This window comes from Ramlibacter paludis (assembly GCF_022012305.1).
GTDB classification, from domain to species: Bacteria; Pseudomonadota; Gammaproteobacteria; order Burkholderiales; family Burkholderiaceae_C; genus Ramlibacter; species Ramlibacter paludis.
Genome location: NZ_JAKLTM010000010.1, coordinates 51,510 through 68,872, shown reverse-complemented (window position 1 = coordinate 68,872; position 17,363 = coordinate 51,510). Strand labels below are relative to the sequence as shown.

General features: G+C 68.3%; 19 protein-coding genes. 10 read left to right on the top strand and 9 right to left on the bottom strand.

What is annotated here, in order from left to right; translation table 11 throughout:
• Positions 1-26 precede the first annotated feature (26 nt).
• The 4 genes from atpG to LZ009_RS23940 all read left to right on the top strand — a co-directional run bounded on the left by atpG (position 27) and on the right by LZ009_RS23940 (position 3,271).
• A complete protein-coding gene (gene atpG / locus LZ009_RS23955; RefSeq protein WP_275700515.1) occupies positions 27-905 on the top strand; it encodes a F0F1 ATP synthase subunit gamma in 879 nt (292 codons plus the stop codon).
• A 15-nt stretch (positions 906-920) separates the two neighbouring features.
• Positions 921-2,330, top strand: coding sequence for a F0F1 ATP synthase subunit beta (atpD, locus tag LZ009_RS23950; protein ID WP_275700514.1), 1,410 nt, complete (start codon positions 921-923; stop codon positions 2,328-2,330).
• The gene (locus LZ009_RS23945) at positions 2,330-2,758 is read left to right on the top strand and encodes a F0F1 ATP synthase subunit epsilon (RefSeq protein WP_275700513.1); all 429 of its coding nucleotides are present in this window, start codon (positions 2,330-2,332) and stop codon (positions 2,756-2,758) included. The genes atpD and LZ009_RS23945 overlap by 1 nt, the downstream gene beginning before the upstream one ends.
• A 90-nt stretch (positions 2,759-2,848) precedes the next feature.
• Complete coding sequence (locus tag LZ009_RS23940; protein WP_275700512.1) at positions 2,849-3,271, top strand: F0F1 ATP synthase subunit epsilon; 423 nt, start codon at positions 2,849-2,851, stop codon at positions 3,269-3,271.
• A gap of 8 nt (positions 3,272-3,279) precedes the next feature.
• On the opposite strand, the gene LZ009_RS23935 is transcribed toward LZ009_RS23940, so the two are convergent.
• Both LZ009_RS23935 and LZ009_RS23930 read right to left on the bottom strand, forming a co-directional pair.
• The gene (locus LZ009_RS23935; protein WP_275700511.1) at positions 3,280-4,152 is read right to left on the bottom strand and encodes an NAD(P)H-hydrate dehydratase; all 873 of its coding nucleotides are present in this window, start codon (positions 4,150-4,152) and stop codon (positions 3,280-3,282) included.
• A complete protein-coding gene (locus LZ009_RS23930; RefSeq protein ID WP_275700510.1) occupies positions 4,149-4,910 on the bottom strand; it encodes a histidine phosphatase family protein in 762 nt (253 codons plus the stop codon). The genes LZ009_RS23935 and LZ009_RS23930 overlap by 4 nt, the downstream gene beginning before the upstream one ends.
• A 157-nt stretch (positions 4,911-5,067) precedes the next feature.
• On the opposite strand from LZ009_RS23930, the gene LZ009_RS23925 reads away from it, so the two are divergent.
• Positions 5,068-6,168 carry an ABC transporter substrate-binding protein gene (locus tag LZ009_RS23925; RefSeq protein ID WP_275700509.1) on the top strand — a complete coding sequence of 367 codons (1,101 nt, stop codon included), beginning with the start codon at positions 5,068-5,070 and terminating at the stop codon, positions 6,166-6,168.
• 33 nt (positions 6,169-6,201) lie between these two features.
• On the opposite strand, the gene LZ009_RS23920 is transcribed toward LZ009_RS23925, so the two are convergent.
• The 3 genes from LZ009_RS23920 to LZ009_RS23910 are packed head-to-tail and all read right to left on the bottom strand — an operon-like array spanning position 6,202 to position 8,256.
• Complete coding sequence (locus LZ009_RS23920) at positions 6,202-6,711, bottom strand: TPM domain-containing protein (RefSeq protein WP_275700508.1); 510 nt, start codon at positions 6,709-6,711, stop codon at positions 6,202-6,204.
• Positions 6,711-7,616 (bottom strand): TPM domain-containing protein, encoded by a 906-nt coding sequence (locus LZ009_RS23915; protein WP_275700507.1) that lies wholly within the window; start codon positions 7,614-7,616, stop codon positions 6,711-6,713. The genes LZ009_RS23920 and LZ009_RS23915 overlap by 1 nt, the downstream gene beginning before the upstream one ends.
• 4 nt (positions 7,617-7,620) lie before the next feature.
• On the bottom strand, positions 7,621-8,256 hold the full coding sequence (locus tag LZ009_RS23910; RefSeq protein ID WP_275700506.1) for a LemA family protein: 636 nt from the start codon (positions 8,254-8,256) through the stop codon (positions 7,621-7,623).
• Between the two features lie 52 nt (positions 8,257-8,308).
• On the opposite strand from LZ009_RS23910, the gene LZ009_RS23905 reads away from it, so the two are divergent.
• The 3 genes from LZ009_RS23905 to LZ009_RS23895 are packed head-to-tail and all read left to right on the top strand — an operon-like array spanning position 8,309 to position 10,515.
• Positions 8,309-9,049, top strand: coding sequence for a hypothetical protein (locus tag LZ009_RS23905; RefSeq protein ID WP_275700505.1), 741 nt, complete (start codon positions 8,309-8,311; stop codon positions 9,047-9,049).
• Positions 9,050-9,076: 27 nt separating this feature from the next.
• Positions 9,077-9,529 (top strand): YybH family protein, encoded by a 453-nt coding sequence (locus LZ009_RS23900; protein ID WP_275700504.1) that lies wholly within the window; start codon positions 9,077-9,079, stop codon positions 9,527-9,529.
• An 8-nt stretch (positions 9,530-9,537) separates the two neighbouring features.
• Positions 9,538-10,515, top strand: a complete 978-nt coding sequence (locus tag LZ009_RS23895; protein ID WP_275700503.1) for a YheT family hydrolase — start codon at positions 9,538-9,540, stop codon at positions 10,513-10,515.
• Here the strand turns inward: LZ009_RS23895 and mrdA are convergent.
• The 4 genes from mrdA to LZ009_RS23875 form a co-directional block, all read right to left on the bottom strand.
• Positions 10,496-12,823: a penicillin-binding protein 2 gene (mrdA, locus tag LZ009_RS23890; RefSeq protein WP_275700502.1), complete on the bottom strand. Its 2,328-nt coding sequence runs from the start codon at positions 12,821-12,823 to the stop codon at positions 10,496-10,498. The two genes, LZ009_RS23895 and mrdA, sit on opposite strands and share 20 nt — an antisense overlap.
• Positions 12,820-13,338, bottom strand: a complete 519-nt coding sequence (gene mreD / locus LZ009_RS23885) for a rod shape-determining protein MreD (RefSeq protein WP_275700501.1) — start codon at positions 13,336-13,338, stop codon at positions 12,820-12,822. Before mreD ends, mrdA begins: the two co-directional genes overlap by 4 nt.
• Positions 13,335-14,270 (bottom strand): rod shape-determining protein MreC, encoded by a 936-nt coding sequence (gene mreC / locus LZ009_RS23880; RefSeq protein WP_275700500.1) that lies wholly within the window; start codon positions 14,268-14,270, stop codon positions 13,335-13,337. The genes mreD and mreC overlap by 4 nt, the downstream gene beginning before the upstream one ends.
• Before the next feature lie 108 nt (positions 14,271-14,378).
• Positions 14,379-15,422, bottom strand: a complete 1,044-nt coding sequence (locus LZ009_RS23875) for a rod shape-determining protein (RefSeq protein ID WP_275700499.1) — start codon at positions 15,420-15,422, stop codon at positions 14,379-14,381.
• Positions 15,423-15,606: 184 nt separating this feature from the next.
• Here LZ009_RS23875 and gatC point away from each other — a divergent pair, with 184 nt between their 5' ends.
• Both gatC and gatA read left to right on the top strand, forming a co-directional pair.
• Positions 15,607-15,906 (top strand): Asp-tRNA(Asn)/Glu-tRNA(Gln) amidotransferase subunit GatC, encoded by a 300-nt coding sequence (gene gatC / locus LZ009_RS23870; RefSeq protein WP_275700498.1) that lies wholly within the window; start codon positions 15,607-15,609, stop codon positions 15,904-15,906.
• The gene (gene gatA, locus LZ009_RS23865; protein ID WP_275700497.1) at positions 15,903-17,363 is read left to right on the top strand and encodes an Asp-tRNA(Asn)/Glu-tRNA(Gln) amidotransferase subunit GatA; all 1,461 of its coding nucleotides are present in this window, start codon (positions 15,903-15,905) and stop codon (positions 17,361-17,363) included. The genes gatC and gatA overlap by 4 nt, the downstream gene beginning before the upstream one ends.

Sequence of the window (17,363 nt, the reverse complement as noted above, 5' to 3'; positions counted from 1 at the left end):
CTGGTCTGTCCCACAAAGGAAAAGTAATGGCTGCAGGCAAGGAAATTCGCGGCAAGATCAAGTCGGTGGAATCCACCCGCAAGATCACCAAGGCCATGGAAATGGTGGCCGCGAGCAAGATGCGCAAGGCGCAGGAGCGGATGCGGAACGCCCGGCCCTACAGCGACAAGGTGCGCAACATCGCCGCCAACCTCGGCAAGGCCAACCCGGAGTACACGCACGCGTTCATGAAGACGAACGACGTGAAGGCTGCGGGCATCATCGTGGTCTCGACCGACAAGGGTCTGTGCGGCGGCCTCAACACCAACGTGCTACGCGCCGTCACCGGCAAGCTGCGCGAGCTGCAGGCCGACGGCGTCAACACGCAGACGGTCGCGATCGGCAACCGGGGCCTCGGCTTCCTGAACCGCATCGGCGCGCAGGTGGTGTCGCACGTGACGCAACTCGGCGACACGCCGCACCTGGACCGCCTGATCGGGCCAGTCAAGGTGCTGCTGGACCAGTACGCCGCGGGCCAGCTGAGCGCCGTGTACATCGCGTACACGAAGTTCATCAACACGATGCGGCAGGAGCCGGTGCTGGAGCAGCTGCTGCCCCTGTCCGCCGCCAAGATGCAGGCCGAAGCCAAGGCTGCGGGTGGCGAGCCGGGCTGGGATTACATCTACGAGCCGGATGCGCAGAGCGTCATCGACGAATTGCTGCTGCGTTACGTCGAAGCCCTGGTCTACCAGGCGGTGGCCGAGAACATGGCTTCCGAACAGTCCGCGCGCATGGTGGCCATGAAGGCCGCCACCGACAACGCGGGCAACCTCATCGGCGAACTCAAGCTGGTCTACAACAAGACGCGCCAGGCCGCGATCACGAAAGAGCTTTCGGAGATCGTGTCTGGGGCGGCGGCTGTTTAAATTTACGGAGCAAACATGGCTCAGATTCAAGGCAAGATCGTTCAATGTATCGGCGCCGTCGTCGACGTCGAGTTCCCGCGCGAGCACATGCCGCGCGTGTACGACGCACTGAAGATGGAAGGCAGCGCCCTGACGCTGGAAGTGCAGCAGCAGCTGGGTGACGGCGTGGTCCGGACCATCGCGCTGGGCTCGTCCGACGGCCTGCGCCGCGGCTCCATGGTCTACAACACCGGCGCCGCCATCACGGTGCCGGTCGGCAAGGCCACCCTCGGCCGCATCATGGACGTGCTGGGCAACCCGATCGACGAGCGCGGCCCGGTCGACCAGACCCTGACGGCGCCCATCCACCGCAAGGCTCCCGCGTACGACGAACTGTCGCCCTCGCAGGAACTGCTGGAAACCGGCATCAAGGTGATCGACCTGGTGTGCCCGTTCGCCAAGGGCGGCAAGGTCGGCCTGTTCGGCGGCGCCGGCGTCGGCAAGACCGTCAACATGATGGAGCTGATCAACAACATCGCGAAGGCGCACTCGGGCCTGTCCGTGTTCGCCGGCGTCGGTGAGCGCACCCGCGAAGGCAACGACTTCTATCACGAGATGTCGGACTCCAAGGTCGTCGTGCAGGAGAACCTGTCCGAGTCCAAGGTGGCCATGGTCTACGGCCAGATGAACGAGCCCCCGGGCAACCGCCTGCGCGTGGCCCTGACGGGCCTGACCATCGCCGAGTCGTTCCGCGACGAAGGCCGCGACGTGCTGTTCTTCGTGGACAACATCTACCGCTACACGCTGGCCGGCACGGAAGTGTCCGCGCTGCTGGGCCGCATGCCCTCCGCCGTGGGCTACCAGCCGACGCTGGCCGAGGAAATGGGCCGCCTGCAGGAGCGGATCACGTCGACCAAGGTCGGCTCGATCACCTCGATCCAGGCCGTGTACGTGCCCGCGGACGACCTGACCGACCCGTCCCCCGCGACCACCTTCGCCCACCTGGACTCCACCGTGGTGCTGTCGCGCGACATCGCCGCGCTGGGCATCTACCCCGCCGTGGACCCGCTCGACTCCACCAGCCGCCAGCTGGACCCGCTGGTCGTCGGTGAAGACCACTACACGACCGCCCGTGCCGTGCAGCAGACGCTGCAGCGCTACAAGGAACTGCGCGACATCATCGCCATCCTGGGCATGGACGAACTGGCGCCGGAAGACAAGCTGGCCGTGGCCCGCGCCCGCAAGATCCAGCGCTTCCTGTCGCAGCCCTTCCACGTGGCCGAAGTGTTCACCGGCTCGCCCGGCAAGTACGTGCCGCTGTCGGAAACCATCCGCGGCTTCAAGATGATCACCGCCGGCGAGTGCGACCACCTGCCCGAGCAGGCCTTCTACATGGTCGGCACGATCGACGAGGCCTTCGAGAAGGCCAAGAAGCTGGCGGCGTAATGGCTGACGCGCCGCACACCATCCACGTGGACGTGGTGAGTGCCGAGGAGTCCATCTTCTCCGGTGAAGCGCGCTTCGTCGCGCTGCCGGGCGAAGCCGGCGAGCTCGGCATCTTCCCCCGCCACACGCCGCTGATCACGCGCGTGAAGCCGGGTTCGGTGCGCATCGAGAAGGCCGACGGCAGCGAGGAATTCGTCTTCGTCGCCGGCGGCATCCTGGAAGTGCAGCCCAACCGGGTGATCGTGCTGTCCGACACCGCGATCCGCGGCCGCGACCTCGACGAGGAGAAGGCCAACGAAGCCAAGGCCGCCGCCGAGGAAGCGCTGAAGAACGCCAAGAACGAGATCGACATCGCCAAGGCGCAGTCGGAGCTGGCGGTCATGGCCGCCCAGATCGCCGCGCTGCGCAAGTACCGCCAGGCGAAGTAAGCACACTGAATAACAAGCGCTAAAAACCAGCGCACTCGAGCCCCGGTCCGCAAGTACCGGGGCTTTTTTATTTGCGGTGCAGAATCGCGCATGGCCGACACCTTCCTCCTCGTCGACGTCGTCAGCGCCCAGGAATCCATCTTTTCCGGCAAGGCGCGCTTCGTCGTGCTGCCCGGCGAAACCGGCGAACTCGGCATCTATCCGCGCCACACCCCGCTGATCACGCGGGTGAAGCCAGGCGCGGTACGCATCGAGACGGCCGAAGGCGGCGAGGAATTCGTCTTCATTGCCGGCGGCATCCTCGAAGTGCAGCCCGATCGCGTGACGGTGCTCTCGGACACGGCGATTCGCGGCAAGGACCTCGACGAGCAGAAGGCCGCGCAGGCGAAGGCGGAAGCCGAAGAGGCGCTGAAGAACGCGAAGAGCGAGATCGACCTCGCCCGGGCGCAGTCGGAACTCGCCGTCGCGGTCGCGGAAATGGCGGCGCTGCGCAAGTACCTGCGCAAGAAGTAGAGCCCAGCCTAAGGGCCGAGCAGGTCCAGCAACGCGGGCACTTCCGCCGCCAGTTCGCGCGCCAGGTAGCCCACCTTGCCCGTGCGCAGCGCCTGCGTCTCGCCCGCGCGCGCATGCAGCGCAACGCCCCACACCACCGCTTGCTCCGGCGTGGCGCCGCGCGCGGCGAGCCCCGCGATCAGGCCGGCCAGCACATCGCCCGAGCCCGAAGTGCCCAGCCCTGGAGTCCTGGACTCGTGCCGCCAGGCCTTGCCGTCGGGCGCCGCGATGCAGGTCGTCGCGCCCTTGAGCGCGAGCACGGCCTGCCACTCGCGGGCATGCCGCACGGCAGCCGCCACCGGGTCGGACTGCAGGTCTTCCTTCTCGTCGCCGGTCAGGTGCGCCATCTCGCCGGCATGCGGCGTCAGGATGACCGGCTGGCTGAAGCGCTTGCCGCCGCGCACGCATTCCATGCCCAGCGCGTCGAGCACCACGGTGGAATTGCGGAAACGCGGCAACAGGCCCTCCACGAATGCGGCGGTCGTGGCCTCGCCCATCATGCCGGGGCCCACGAGCACGCAGGCCGTGCTGTCCGCGCAGGACGCGACCAGGTCCACGGCTTCGGGCTCCACGCCGCCGTCCTTGCTTTCGGGCAAGGCAATGACGCGCGCTTCGGGCAGGGCGGCGGCCACCAGTTGCCAGACCGACGCGGGCGTCGCCACCAGCAGCTTGCCGGCGCCGGCGCGCAAGGCCGCGGTCGCTGCCAGCACGGCGGCACCCGGGATTTCGCGGCTGCCAGCGATCACGAGCACGCGGCCCCGGCTTTCCTTGTCGCCGTCGCCGTCCGGCGCAGGCAAGGGCCAGGCGCGCAGCAGCGCCTCGTCGACGGCGACGCACTTCATGGCTTGGGCGCGGCCGGCACGTCGGGCGCCGCCGTGACCGGCGCACCGGATTGCTGCAGCGGCGCGATGAAGTTCACCAGGTCCAGCGCCAGCGCATCCGCTGCGTGGTCGCGCCGGTACGACGTGATGGCGCAATTGGGCACGTCGCCCATCTTGTCGATGGCAAGGATCTGCGCCTCGTCGAGGTTCTCGATGAGGTAGCGCATGCAGTTCACGATGACCTGGTGCGCAACCACCAGCACGCGTTCGTTGGCGTGCTCGCGGGTGATCATCTCCGTCAGGCTCCGCAGGCGCAGGATCACGTCGCACCAGCTTTCGCCGCCGGGCGGGCGGAAGTAGAACTTGCCGACGTGGCCGCGCTGGTGGTCGAGGTCCGGATACTTCTCCTTGATGCCGAAGCGCGTGAGCCGGTCCAGCACGCCGAATTCCTTTTCGCGCAGGCGTTCGTCCATGCGCATGCGCACGTGCTTGCCCGGTTGCATGCCGGCCGTCTCCAGCAGCAGCCGCGCCGTGTCGCGCGCGCGGATGTAGGGCGAGCACAGCACGACCTCCGGTCGCTCGTTGGCCGGCAGTTGCGCGAACCACCGGCCCAGGGCGCGCGACTGCTCCATGCCCAGGTCCGACAGCGGCGTGTCGATGTCGCGGAACTCGATATCGATCAGCGCCAGCCCGGCGGCCTCGGCCGCGTCGCGCGCCACGTTGCCGGCGCTCTGCCCGTGGCGGGCGATCCAGAGCACCGAAGGCCATTCGACTTTCATGGCGCTCGATTCTCCCGGGCCGCGGCCGCGCCAGGTTGCCCGCGCGCCGCAAGCTGCTGGCAGCGTGCGCCTACAACGGCTGAGGCAGCAGCCCTAAGGGTCCCACCCGGTGGCAGGCGCCCACTGCCGGGCTTAATCTCTTGTCCGGAGACAAACAATGCGCATCCTGCTTTCCCTGCTGCTTCTTGCGGCCACGGCGTCCGCGTGGGCGGCCGACATCGTCGTCGGCCAGTCGGCCCCGCTTTCCGGCGGCAACGCCGAACTGGGCAACGACATCCGCAACGGCGCGCTCGCCTATTTCAAGAAGGTCAACGACGCGGGCGGGGTTAACGGAGCCAAGCTGAAGCTGGTGACGCTGGACGACAAGAACGACACCAAGCTGTCGGCCGAGAACACGAAGAAGCTCGTGACCGAGGACAACGTCGTCGCCCTGTTCGGCTATGCCTCGTCCACGCTCAGCATCCCGGCGATGCCGGCCGTGGCCGAGGGCAAGGTGCCGTTCTTCGCGCCCTTCACCGGCGCCGACACCATCCGCAAGCAGAACGAGTACGTCTACACCGTGCGCTCGACCTATGCGGACGAGATCGAGAAGATCGTCAACTTCTGGGGCAACCTGGGCTCGACCCGCGTGACGGTGCTGCACTACGACGACCCGGTGGGCAAGCAGAACTTCGACACCGTGGCCGAGGTGCTGAAGAAATTCAACAAGCAGCCCGTATCGGTGGCGATCAAGCGCAACGCCGACATCACCGACGCCAACTTCAACGCGGTGGTCGCGTCCGATCCCAACGTGCTGGTGGTGACCACGCTGTACGCGCCCGCCGCGCAGATGATCAAGCGGCTGAAGGCGGCCAACAAGGCCTACATGGTGACCAGCCTGTCCTTCGCCGGCGCCACGCAGCTCGCCAAGGCGCTCGGTCCGGCGGCCACCGGCGTGTCGATGTCGATCACCGTGCCCACCCCGCGTTCCAACACCGTGCCGGTCGTGCGCGAGTGCAACGAGGCCTGGACGGCTTCGGGGCAGAAGGAAACGATGTCGGTCACCGCGCTCGAGTCGTGCATCGCCGCCAAGGTGATGGTCGAGGGCATGAAGCGCGCCGGCCCGGGCCTCACGCGCGCGTCGCTGCACCGTTCACTTTCCGGGCTGGGGCACTACGATGCCGGCGGCTACATCGTGGAGTTCAAGCCGAACTTCCGGCATGGCGGCAGTTACGTGAGCATGGTGCTGCTCAAGCCGAACGGCGAAGTGAAGGACTAGGAGCCTCGGCCCGTTTCTCTGCCGCCCAGGCTCCTAGCCCAGCACCGGCTCGTCCGGCAACTCGTTCGCGTTCGGCGCGCCCGGGTCCACCGGGAAATGCTGCACCAGCAGCGCCGACACCTCCTCCAGCGCCTGCGTCAGCCCGTCCTCGAAGCGGCCTTCCTTGAAGGCAGCGCCCATGCGCCCGACGATCTCGGCCCATTGCTGCGGGCCGACGTGGGCATCGAGGCCGCGGTCGGCCACGATCTCGATGGCGTGTTCGGCCAGCAGCAGGTAGATCAGCACGCCGTTGTTCTGCGCGGTGTCCCACACCCGCAGCTTGCTGAACATCGCCACGGCGCGATCGCGTGGCGTCAGGTCCTGCCAGAGGTAGCTCATGGGCAGGCCGGCTTCGATGTAGAAGCGCACCTCGCCGGAGTGGCGCCGTTCGCTGGCGGCCACGCGGCGCGCCAATTGTTCGGACAGGGCCGGCGGAATCGCCCGCCGCGTATCGGCCTCGTCGAGCCAGCGGTGCCGGAAGATGCGTTTCAGGCGTTGCAGCATCACCAGTTCCCCGAGGCGCCGCCGCCCCCGAAATCGCCGCCGCCGCCGGAGCTGAAACCGCCGCCGCCCCCGCCGCCGCCGCCCCAGCCACCCCCCCCGCCGCCGCCGAAGCCGCCCGGCAGGAACACCGGCCCGCCACGGCGGCCGCCGCCCAGCATGCCGCCGCCGCCCGAGAGCAGCGAGAACAGCAGCGCGATGAAGCCGGCGATGCCGGCCACCACCATACTGGACGTGATCAGCATCGCGATGAAGCCGACGCCGCCGCCCGTGACCAGCGAGCCGAGCTTGCGGCCGAAGATGCCGCGCAGCACGCCGCCGGCGATGGGCACGGCGAAGAACAGGAAGATCGCCAGGTCGAACCAGTCGAAGCCGGATTTGGCGCTGGGCCGCTGCGCCTGGGTCGGCGCCGGCGGCGCGGGCAGCGCTTCGCCGGTCACGCGCGCGATCAGCTGGTCCACCGTGGCCTGCAGGCCGCCCGCGTAGTCGTCGGCGCGAAAGCGCGGCAGCATCGCGTCGTCGATGATCCGCTTGGCCGCCAGGTCGGGCACCGCGCCTTCGAGCGTCTTGGCGACTTCGATGCGTGCCGCCCGGTCGTTCTTGGCGACGATCACCAGGATGCCGTCGCCCACGCCCTTGCGCCCGATCTTCCAGGCGTTGCCGACGCGGTTGGCGTAGCTGGCTATGTCTTCCGGCTGCGTGGTGGGGACCAGCAGCACCACCATCTGCGAACCCTTCTTCTGCTCGAAGGCCGCCAGCTTTTCTTCCAGGCCCTGGCGCTGGATAGCGTCGAGCGTGCCGGTCTGGTCGATCACCCGCGCGGTGAGCGCCGGCACGGGCAGCACGTCCTGCGCCGCCACGAGCAGCCAGGCGGCGGCGAGCAGGAGGAGGGCGAGGGCGCGCTTCAAACCATCAACGGGTCAGGGTCGTGCTGGCCGGCGCGCTGGGCGAAGGCGCGGCCATCGGCTTGCTGAAGTCCACCGAGGGCGGAACGGAGATCTGCGCTTCGTTCTGCACGGTGAAGCTCGGCTTGGGCTCGTAGTGGAAGACCATCGCCGTCAGGTTGGTCGGGAAGCTGCGCGCCAGCACGTTGTACTGCTGCACGGCCTGGATGTAACGGTTGCGCGCCACCGTGATGCGGTTCTCGGTGCCTTCGAGCTGCACGCGCAGGTCGCTGAACGCCTTGTTCGCCTTCAGGTCCGGGTAGCGTTCGCTCACCACCAGCAGCCGCGACAGCGCGCTGGACAGCTCGCCCTGCGCCTGCTGGAACTTCTGGAAGGCCTCGGGGTTGTTCAGCGTCTCGGGCGTCACCTGCACCGCGGTGGCCTTGGCGCGCGCCTCGATCACCTTGGTCAGCGTGTCCTGCTCGAAGCTGGCCTCGCCCTTGACGGTGGCCACCAGGTTGGGCACCAGGTCGGCACGCCGCTGGTACTGGTTGAGGACTTCGCTCCAGGCCGACTTGGTCTGCTCGTCGAGCTTCTGGAATTCGTTGTAGCCGCAGCCGGACAGGGCCAGCACGGACACCAGGATCAACAGCCATCTTTTCATTCTTCGAACCATCCTTCCTAGGCGAATCGGGCGCAACGGTAGCATAGATGGGATGGTTCAGGACCCGCTTCAAGTGCTGCAGGCCGCCGCCCGTCGCAGCCCTTCCGTGGCCAAGCCGCGGCTGCTCATCGCTGGTGCCACCGGCGCCCTCGGCAACGAAGTGTTGCGGCGGCTGGTCGGATCGGACGGGTACGGCTCCACCCAAGTGCTGGCGCGCGAGCCGATCCGCGATGGACTGCGCGGCGTGCAGACCCGCGTGGTGCCTTCGGACGATCCGGCCGACTGGCCGGCGGCCGCCGCGGACGTGGCGGTGGTGCTGTTCGACCCGCCGCGCCTGTTCTACGACCGCGAGCGCGCGCTGTGGACACCCACGCCGGAGCAACTCGTCGCCCTGGCGCGCTGGCTGCGCGCCGGCGACGTCCGCACGCTGGCCGTGGTGCTGCCGCATGCGCCGGGCCGCTTGCCCGAGGCCTTGAAGCGGGGACTGGCCACCCTGGACGAACAGGCCGTCGCTGCCCTGGGATTCGACCGCTTCCTGCTGCTGCGGTCGGCGCAGGCGCCGGGCGCGGTCCGCCACCCGCACGTGCCGGCGCGGCTCGCGCACTGGATGCTGGGCGTCTTCCAGTACATGATTCCTTCCAGCGAACAGCCGCCGAGGGCTTCGAAGGTGGCGCAACTGCTGGCGGCGTCGCTGCGGCATGCGCCGCCCGGCATCCACGTCGCCGCGCCGGAACTGGTGTGGCAGGCGTCGCAGGGCGACACAGAAGCGATCGCGCGCGACTGGCTGCGCTGAAGATTCTTGGCACAATCGCCGCAACCCATGCGCAAGTCCAAGCTCCAGGCCGCCAGCCTCGAAGGCGATGCAGACGACATCGAAGCCGCCTTCTATGCAGCGTTGCAGAACGGCGACATCGACAAGCTGATGGCCTGCTGGGCCGACGAGGACGACATCTTCTGCATCCACCCCGGCGGGCCGCGCGTGGTGGGCGCCACCGCCATTCGCGCGACCTTCGAGGCGATGTTCGCCAACGGCGGCGCCGTGCGGGCCTGGCCCGAGCGGGTGCGCAAGACCGAATCCATGGCCAGCAGCGTGCACAACGTGCTGGAGCGCGTGGAAGTGCTGACGGCCAAGGGCCCGACGCAAGCCTGGGTGATCGCCACCAATGTCTACCACCGCACGGCGCAGGGCTGGCGCCTGGTGGCCCACCATGCCAGCCCTGGAACGACGAGCGAGATCCAGGAAGTGTCCGACGCGCCGTCGGTGCTCCATTGACGCCCGCGATGCAGGCCTACCGGGCGCCCTGGTGGCTGCCCGGCGGAAACGCCCAGACCATCTGGCCGGCGCTGTGGTCGCGGCGCACCCGGGGTCCGACGCCCGAGTACCGGCGCGAACGCTGGACCACGCCCGACGGTGACTTCCTCGACCTCGACTGGCTGACCGCGCCGGTGCGCAGCAACACGCTGCTGGTTCTCTTCCACGGCCTGGAGGGTTCGTCGCACAGCCACTACGCCGAGTCCTTTGCCGACTTCGCCGCGGCACAAGGCATCCGCTACGTGGTGCCGCACTTCCGCGGCTGCAGCGGCGAGCTCAACCTGGCCCCGCGCGCCTACCACTCGGGCGACTACGAAGAGGTCGACTGGATCCTGAAGCGGCTGCGCGAGCGGCATGCTGGCCCCATCGTCGCGGTGGGCGTGTCGCTGGGCGGCAATGCGCTGATGCGCTGGGCCGGCGAAGTGCAGGAAGACGCGGCGCGGCTGGTCGATGCCATCGCGTCGGTCTGTTCGCCGCTCGACATGATCGCCGCCGGCCACGCCATCGGCCGCGGCTTCAACCGGCTGGTCTACACGACGATGTTCCTGCGCGTGCTCAAGCCCAAGGCGCTGCGTAAGTGGAACGACCACCCGGGCATCTTCGACCGCGAGGCGATGGTGGCCGTGCGCGACATCTACGAATTCGACAAGGTGTTCACGGCGCCGGTGCACGGCTTCAACAGCACGACCGACTACTGGACCCAGGCTTCGGCGCTGCCGCACCTGGAGAGCATCCGGGTGCCGGCGCTGGCCGTGAACCCGCGCAACGACCCCTTCATCCCGCCGGAGAGCCTGCCCAAGGCGCGCGAAGTGGGAAGCTATGTGACGCTTTGGCAGCCCGAGCACGGCGGGCACTGCGGCTTTCCGGGTGGCAGCTTCCCGGGCCACATCTTCGACCTGCCCGATGCGGTCGGGCCGTGGCTGCTGGCTAACGTTTCTTCGCGCTAGCCGCGGCGTGCGCGGCGGAAGCCGGGCGCGAAGGAGGTGCTGCCGGCGCCGAAGCCACCGGAGCCGGCACCGGCGCGGGCAAGGCAGGCGCTGCGGGCGCGGAAGCGGCCGCACTCGCCGCCTGGGCGGCGGCCACTGCTTGTGCATACGCCGGATGGATGCTGGTCGAGGTCACGGGCCGGACCGCTTCGGTCGGCACCGTTGCCGCCGCAACGGCCACTGCCGCGGAGGCGGGCTTGCTCGATGCCAGGGCGGCGGAAGCGGGCCTGGACGCAGCCGAGGCGGACGCCAGCGCCGCCGAGGCCGACGAGGCCGCCGGCATCGCGGGCTGGGCGCCGCCGGCCCCGTTGTTGCCCGGCAGCGGCCAGGCCACATCGGCCGCCTGGCGCGGCGTGCCGATCGGCGTGGTGGCCTTGCCCTGGCGCACTGCGGCCATGTCTTCCTCGCTGGGGTACAGGCCGAGCAGGTAGTAGTCGAAGGCGCGGCGCGCGATCGGCGCGGCGTTGGCGGCGCCGAAACCCGCGTTCTCCACCACCATCGCGATGGCGATCTTCGGGTCTTCGGCCGGCGCATAGGCCATGTAAAGCGCGTGGTCGCGGTGGCGCTCGTCGAGCTGCGAGGCGTTGTACTTGGCGCCCTGCGCGATGGTCAGCACCTGCGCCGTACCGGTCTTGCCGCCGCTCGAGTAGGCCGCCCCTTTGAACGCGGCGGCCGAGGTGCCCTCGATGTTCACGCCCACCAGCGCCTTGCGGATGATGGCGAGGTTCTCCGGCTTGGCGGTCAGCTGGCCCATCTGCTCCGGCGCCACCGGCTTGATTTCGCGGCTGGTGACGTCGATCACTTCCTTCACCAGGTGCGGCTTCATGCGCGCGCCCTGCGCGTTGGCCACGGTGCCGGTCGCGTTGGCGATCTGCAGCATGGTGAAGTTGTTGTAGCCCTGGCCGATGCCCAGCGAGATGGTTTCGCCGGCATACCACTTCTGCTGCTCCGCCTTGCGGTAGGCCTTGCGCTTCCATTCGGTCGACGGCAGCAGGCCGCGCGATTCGCCCTGGATGTCGATGCCGGTGATCTCGCCGAAGCCGAAGTGCGACAACTGCTCGTGGATCAGGTCCACGCCCATGTCGTTGGCGAGGATGTAGTAGTAGGTGTCGCACGACTGCACGATGGAGCGGTACATGTCCACGGTGCCGTGGCCGCCTTCCTTGTCGTCGCGGAACTTGTGGTTGCCGAACCAGAAGTAGCCCGGGTCGCTGATCGCCTGCTCGGGCCGGCGCTTGCCGGTCTCCAGGGCGGCGAGCGCCATGAAAGGCTTGTAGGTCGAGCCGGGCGGATAGGTGCCGCGCAGGGCGCGGTTCAGCAGTGGCTTGTCGAGCGAATCGTTCAGCAGCGACCAGTTCTCCTGGTCGATGCCGTCGACGAACAGGTTGGGGTCGAAGGTGGGCTTGCTGACGAAGGCCAGGATCTCGCCGGTCTTCGGGTCCAGCGCCACCATCGCGCCGCGCCGGTCGCCGTACAGGTCCTCGACCAGCTTCTGCAGCTTGATGTCGAGCGCCAGCTTCACCGTGTTGCCCGGCGTCGCGGGCGTGCTGGCCAGCTTGCGCACCGCCCGGCCGCCGGCCGAGGTCTCGACCTGCTCGACGCCGGTCACGCCGTGCAGCTGCTGCTCGAAGCTCTGCTCCACGCCGAGCTTGCCGATGTATTCGGTGCCGCGGTAGTTGGACTGCTCGTCTTCCGGCCAGTCCTCCATCTGCTTCTTCTCAGACTGGTTGATGCGGCCGATGTAGCCGATGGCGTGGCTGGCGAGCTCGCCCCAGGGATAGTTGCGGAACAGGCGCGCCTTGATTTCCACGCCGGGGAAACGGAAGCGCTGCGCGGCGAAGCGCGCGACCTCTTCGTCGGTGAGCTTGGTGCGGATCGGCAGCGAGTCGATGCTCTTGCTTTCCTCCAGCAGCTTCTTGAAGCGGCGCTTGTCGCGCGTCTGGATCTCGATCACCTGCGCGAGTTCGTCGACCACCTGGTCCAGCGGGCGGACCAGGCGCGAGGGCGTGATCTCCAGCGTGTAGGCCGAGTAGTTGGTCGCGAGGACGATGCCGTTGCGGTCGAGGATCAGGCCGCGGTTGGGAACGATGGGCACGATGGCCGTGCGGTTGGCCTCGGCCTGCTCGTCCAGGTCCTGGTGGCGCACCACCTGCAGGTAGACCAGGCGCGCGGTCAGCAGCAGGAAGCAGACGAGCACCGCCGCGCTGGCCGCCAGGATCCGGCCGCGGAAACGCGACAGGTCTTGTTCGACGTTTCTAAGTTCGGTCACAAGGGGCGATTTTCATCCGGATCGGGCGCCCTGCGTTGTGGCAACAGTAAAAGAACACTCACGACAGGCCACAGCGCGGCTTCCAACACGGGCGCCAGCAGGAGGGTCGGGCCTGGATAGGCCCCGCCAGCCAGCAAACGGATCGCCACCTCGATCGCATGCGCCGCCACGAACAGCGGCAGCACCTGCACCGCCTGCGACGGTACCTTGAACCACAGCAGGCGGCGGTGGATGGTGATCGCGAAGAAGCTCAGCGTCGTGTAGGCCAGCGCGTGCTGGCCCAGCAGGGAGGCCTGGTGCACGTCGATGGCGAGACCGAACAGGAAGGCCGCGACCACGCCGATGCGGCGCGGCTGGTGGACGCTCCAGAACACCAGGCCGACGGCCAGGAAGTCCGGCATCCAGGGCAGCCGGCCAACCGGCAGCATGTTCAGCATCATCGCGAAGATGAGGCTGAACCAGATGAAGAGGGGATTGGCCGGCAGCAGCAGCGCCTGCCCGGGACGCATGATCATGGCTTGGGTCCCTTGGCGCCGCGCTTGGCCGGCGTGGGCGGCGCGTCTTCCGGCTGCGGCCGCGGCGGGATCTGCGCCAGCAGCGGCTTGAGCACCATCACGTGGCGGGCGCCGTCGACCAGCGCCTGCGGGTTGCAGGCGATGCGGGCGAAGGCCGAATCGGCACGGCGCTCGACCTTCTCCACCTTGGCCACCGGAATACCGGGCGGGTAGACGCCGTCGACGCCGCTGGTGGTGAGCAGGTCGCCCGGCTGCACGTCCGCGTTGGCGGCCATGTAGCGCAGCTCGAGGCCGCCCGTGCCGTGCGCGCCGGCGTCGCCATAGGCAATGCCGCGCGATCCGGTGCGGGTGTTGATGATGGGCACGGCCTGCTCGCGGTCCGTCACCAGCGTCACTTCGCTGATCAGCGGATGCACGCGCGTCACCTGGCCGAGCACGCCGGACTCGTCGATCACCGGCGAGCCGGGGGCGATGCCCTGGGCCAGGCCCTTGTCGATGATCACGCGGCGCGTGTAGGGATCGGCGGCGTCGTAGAGGACTTCGGCCGCGATCGACGGCGTGTTCAGGCGCTCGCGCAGCGCCAGCAGCTTGCGCAGCTGGGCGTTCTCGATGGTGAGCTGTTCGACCTGGTTGGCGCGTTGCGCCTGCAGGATCAGCTTGCGGCGGGCTTCTTCTTCAGTGGTGCGGGCCTGGTGCAGGCCGCCGAAGTATTCGCCGACGTAGCGCACCGCCAGCACGGGCCGCATCGCCAGCCATTGCGCCGGGAAGACGACCATCGCGACTGCGGAGCGCACCGGCTGCGTGATGCGGAAGCGGGTGTCCGCGACCATGAGGAAGAGCGCCAATGCGCTGCACACCATCAGCTTGGAGAGGGCTGACGGGCCCTGCTTGAAGAAGGGTGGCGGGGTGCGGTCGAGGGTGCCTAAGGGCATGACGGAATGACTTCGCTTCGCTCAATGACAGAATGACCAAACCGCATTGTCATGCCGGGCGCAGCCCGCGTCATGCCTGCGCAGCAGGCGTCATTCTGTCATTACGAGTCATTCGCTGGTGAAGATCGAACCCAGCCGTTCCATGCGCTCCAGCGCGATGCCGCAGCCTCGCACGACGCAGGTCAGGGGGTCTTCGGCCACCAGCACCGGCAGGCCGGTTTCTTCCGCCAGCAGGCGGTCGAGGTCGCGCAGCAGCGCGCCGCCGCCGGTGAGCATCATGCCGCGCTCGGCGATGTCGGCGCCCAGTTCCGGCGGGGTCTGTTCCAGCGCGTTCTTGACGGCCGACACGATGTTGTTCAGCGGATCGGTCAGCGCTTCCAGGATCTCGTTCGAGGAGATGGTGAAGCTGCGGGGCACGCCTTCCGACAGGTTGCGGCCCTTGACTTCCATTTCCTTCACCTCGCTGCCGGGGAAGGCGGAGCCGATCTGCTTCTTGATGCCTTCGGCCGTCGGCTCGCCGATCAGCATGCCGTAGTTGCGGCGGATGTAGCTGATGATGGCTTCGTCGAACTTGTCGCCGCCGACGCGCACGGAGCCCTTGTAGACCATGCCGCCCAGCGAGATGACGCCAACTTCCGTAGTACCGCCGCCGATGTCGACCACCATCGAGCCCGACGCTTCCGAGACCGGCAGGCCGGCGCCGATGGCCGCGGCCATGGGTTCCTCGATCAGGTAGACCTCGCTGGCGCCGGCGCCCAGGGCCGACTCGCGGATGGCCCGGCGTTCCACCTGGGTGGAGCCGCAGGGCACGCAGATGATGATGCGGGGGCTGGGCCTCAGGACGGACCGGGGGTGGACCATCTTGATGAACTGCTTGAGCATCTGCTCGGTGACGGTGAAGTCGGCGATCACGCCGTCCTTCATCGGGCGGATCGCCTCGATGTTGCCCGGCACCTTGCCGAGCATGGCCTTGGCCTCGTGGCCCACGGCCTGGATCGATTTCTTGCCTTGCGGGCCGCCTTCATGGCGGATCGCCACCACGGACGGCTCGTCCAGGACGATGCCCTTGTCGCGCACGAAGATCAGGGTGTTGGCCGTACCCAGGTCGATGGCCAGGTCGGTGGACAGGTAGCGTCGGAATGCTCCGAACATGGGCGAAATCCTTGTTTCTTCTGTGAAAGCGGCCGCGTGGCGCGGCCGTTGCACGGGGCGGCGGAGCTCCTCACGCCGAAGGCGGGATAATACCTGATCCCCTGTGCCGGACCCCCGTGCGCGGCCCCCGCGCGTGGTTACATCCTGTTATGGCGCCGCACTCTGCGCATATTGACTTCCAAACATGTCCCTGAACGCACAAGACATCAGCCGCATCGCCAACCTGGCGCGGCTGGAGCTCCGCCCCGAAGAGAGCGAGCGCATGCTGACCCAGTTGAACGGCTTTTTCGACATCGTCGAGAAGATGCGCGCGGTCGACACCACCGGCATCGAGCCGCTGCCGCACCCCGTGGCCGCCATCCAGGAGGTCGCCTTGCGCCTGCGTGAGGACGTGGCGAGCGAAGCGATCGACCGCGAAGCCAACCAGAAGAGCGCGCCCGCCGTCGAGCGCGGCCTGTTCCTGGTGCCGAAGGTGATCGAATGAGCCTGCACGACCTTTCCGTGGCGGCGCTGGCCGCGAAGCTGAAGGCCAGGGAAGTCTCCGCGGTCGAGGCGGCGCAGCATTTCCTGGCCCGCAGCCAGAAGTACGCCGACCTGGGCGCCTACCTCGCGACCGATGCCGAAGTGACGCTGGCGCAAGCGCGCGCGGCCGACGCGCGCATCGCCGCCGGCGAGGCCGCGCCGCTGCTGGGCGTGCCGATCGCGCACAAGGACATCTTCGTCACGAAGGACTTCGCGTCCACCGCCGGCTCGAAGATGCTGGAAGACTACCGCTCGCCCTTCGATGCGACCGCGGTGCGCAAGCTGGCCGAAGCCGGCGCCGTCACCCTGGGCAAGCTCAATTGCGACGAGTTCGCGATGGGCTCGGCCAACGAGAATTCGGCCTACTTCCCGGCGAAGAACCCCTGGGACACGAGCCGCATTCCCGGCGGCTCCTCGGGCGGCAGCGCCGCGGCGGTCGCCGCGCGCCTGGCCCCGGCGGCCACGGCCACCGACACGGGCGGCTCGATCCGCCAGCCGGCCGCCTTCTGCGGCATCACCGGCATCAAGCCCACCTACGGCCGCGCGTCGCGCTACGGCATGATCGCCTTCGCTTCCAGCCTGGACCAGGCCGGCGTGATGGCGCACACCGCCGAAGACGCCGCGCTGCTGCTGTCCGCGATCTGCGGGCCGGACCCGGACCGCGACGCGACTTCGCTCGACACGCCGGCGGAAGACTTCACGCGCGAACTCGGCGCTTCCATCGCGGGCCTGCGCATCGGCGTTCCCAAGGAGTTTTTCGGCGAAGGCCTGGCCGCGGACGTGCGCTCCGCCATCGATGCCGCGCTGAAGCAGTACGAGAAGCTGGGCGCCAAGCTGGTGGAGATCTCGCTGCCGCGCACCGAGCTCTCGATCCCCGTGTACTACATCCTCGCGCCCGCCGAGGCGAGCTCCAACCTTGCGCGCTTCGACGGCGTGAAGTTCGGGCATCGCGCGAAGCAGCACGGCGACCTGCTGGACATGTACAAGAAGTCGCGCGCCGAGGGCTTCGGCGACGAAGTGAAGCGCCGCATCATGATCGGCACCTACGTGCTGTCGCACGGCTATTACGACGCCTACTACCTGCAGGCGCAGAAGATCCGCCGCATGATCGCCGACGACTTCCAGGATGCGTTCAAGCAATGCGACCTGATCGCGGGCCCGGTGGCTCCCATGGTGGCCTGGAAGCTGGGCGAGCATGGGAAGGATCCGCTGGCCGACTACCTGGCCGACATCTTCACGCTGCCCGGATCGCTGGCGGGCCTGCCCGGAATGAGCATCCCGGTCGGCTTCGGCGCGGGCAACATGCCCGTGGGACTGCAGCTGCTGGGCAACTACTTCGCCGAAGGCCGGCTGCTGAACGCCGCGCACCAGTTCCAGCAGGCGACCGACTTCCACCTCCGCAAGCCGGAGGGCTTCTGA

Bases quoted from the DNA above. Each gene is read 5' to 3' on its own strand.
- atpG (WP_275700515.1), top strand. From the start codon at position 27: ATGGCTGCAGGCAAGGAAATTCGCGGCAAGATCAAGTCGGTGGAATCC.
- gatA (WP_275700497.1), top strand. From the start codon at position 15,903: ATGAGCCTGCACGACCTTTCCGTGGCGGCGCTGGCCGCGAAGCTGAAG.
- LZ009_RS23935 (WP_275700511.1), bottom strand. From the start codon at position 4,152: ATGAAGTGCGTCGCCGTCGACGAGGCGCTGCTGCGCGCCTGGCCCTTG.
- LZ009_RS23910 (WP_275700506.1), bottom strand. From the start codon at position 8,256: ATGAAAAGATGGCTGTTGATCCTGGTGTCCGTGCTGGCCCTGTCCGGC.
- LZ009_RS23940 (WP_275700512.1), top strand. From the start codon at position 2,849: ATGGCCGACACCTTCCTCCTCGTCGACGTCGTCAGCGCCCAGGAATCC.
- mreD (WP_275700501.1), bottom strand. From the start codon at position 13,338: ATGATCATGCGTCCCGGGCAGGCGCTGCTGCTGCCGGCCAATCCCCTC.
- atpD (WP_275700514.1), top strand. From the start codon at position 921: ATGGCTCAGATTCAAGGCAAGATCGTTCAATGTATCGGCGCCGTCGTC.
- mreC (WP_275700500.1), bottom strand. From the start codon at position 14,270: ATGCCCTTAGGCACCCTCGACCGCACCCCGCCACCCTTCTTCAAGCAG.
- LZ009_RS23905 (WP_275700505.1), top strand. From the start codon at position 8,309: ATGGTTCAGGACCCGCTTCAAGTGCTGCAGGCCGCCGCCCGTCGCAGC.
- gatC (WP_275700498.1), top strand. From the start codon at position 15,607: ATGTCCCTGAACGCACAAGACATCAGCCGCATCGCCAACCTGGCGCGG.
- LZ009_RS23930 (WP_275700510.1), bottom strand. From the start codon at position 4,910: ATGAAAGTCGAATGGCCTTCGGTGCTCTGGATCGCCCGCCACGGGCAG.
- LZ009_RS23945 (WP_275700513.1), top strand. From the start codon at position 2,330: ATGGCTGACGCGCCGCACACCATCCACGTGGACGTGGTGAGTGCCGAG.
- LZ009_RS23895 (WP_275700503.1), top strand. From the start codon at position 9,538: ATGCAGGCCTACCGGGCGCCCTGGTGGCTGCCCGGCGGAAACGCCCAG.
- LZ009_RS23875 (WP_275700499.1), bottom strand. From the start codon at position 15,422: ATGTTCGGAGCATTCCGACGCTACCTGTCCACCGACCTGGCCATCGAC.
- LZ009_RS23925 (WP_275700509.1), top strand. From the start codon at position 5,068: ATGCGCATCCTGCTTTCCCTGCTGCTTCTTGCGGCCACGGCGTCCGCG.
- LZ009_RS23920 (WP_275700508.1), bottom strand. From the start codon at position 6,711: ATGCTGCAACGCCTGAAACGCATCTTCCGGCACCGCTGGCTCGACGAG.
- LZ009_RS23900 (WP_275700504.1), top strand. From the start codon at position 9,077: ATGCGCAAGTCCAAGCTCCAGGCCGCCAGCCTCGAAGGCGATGCAGAC.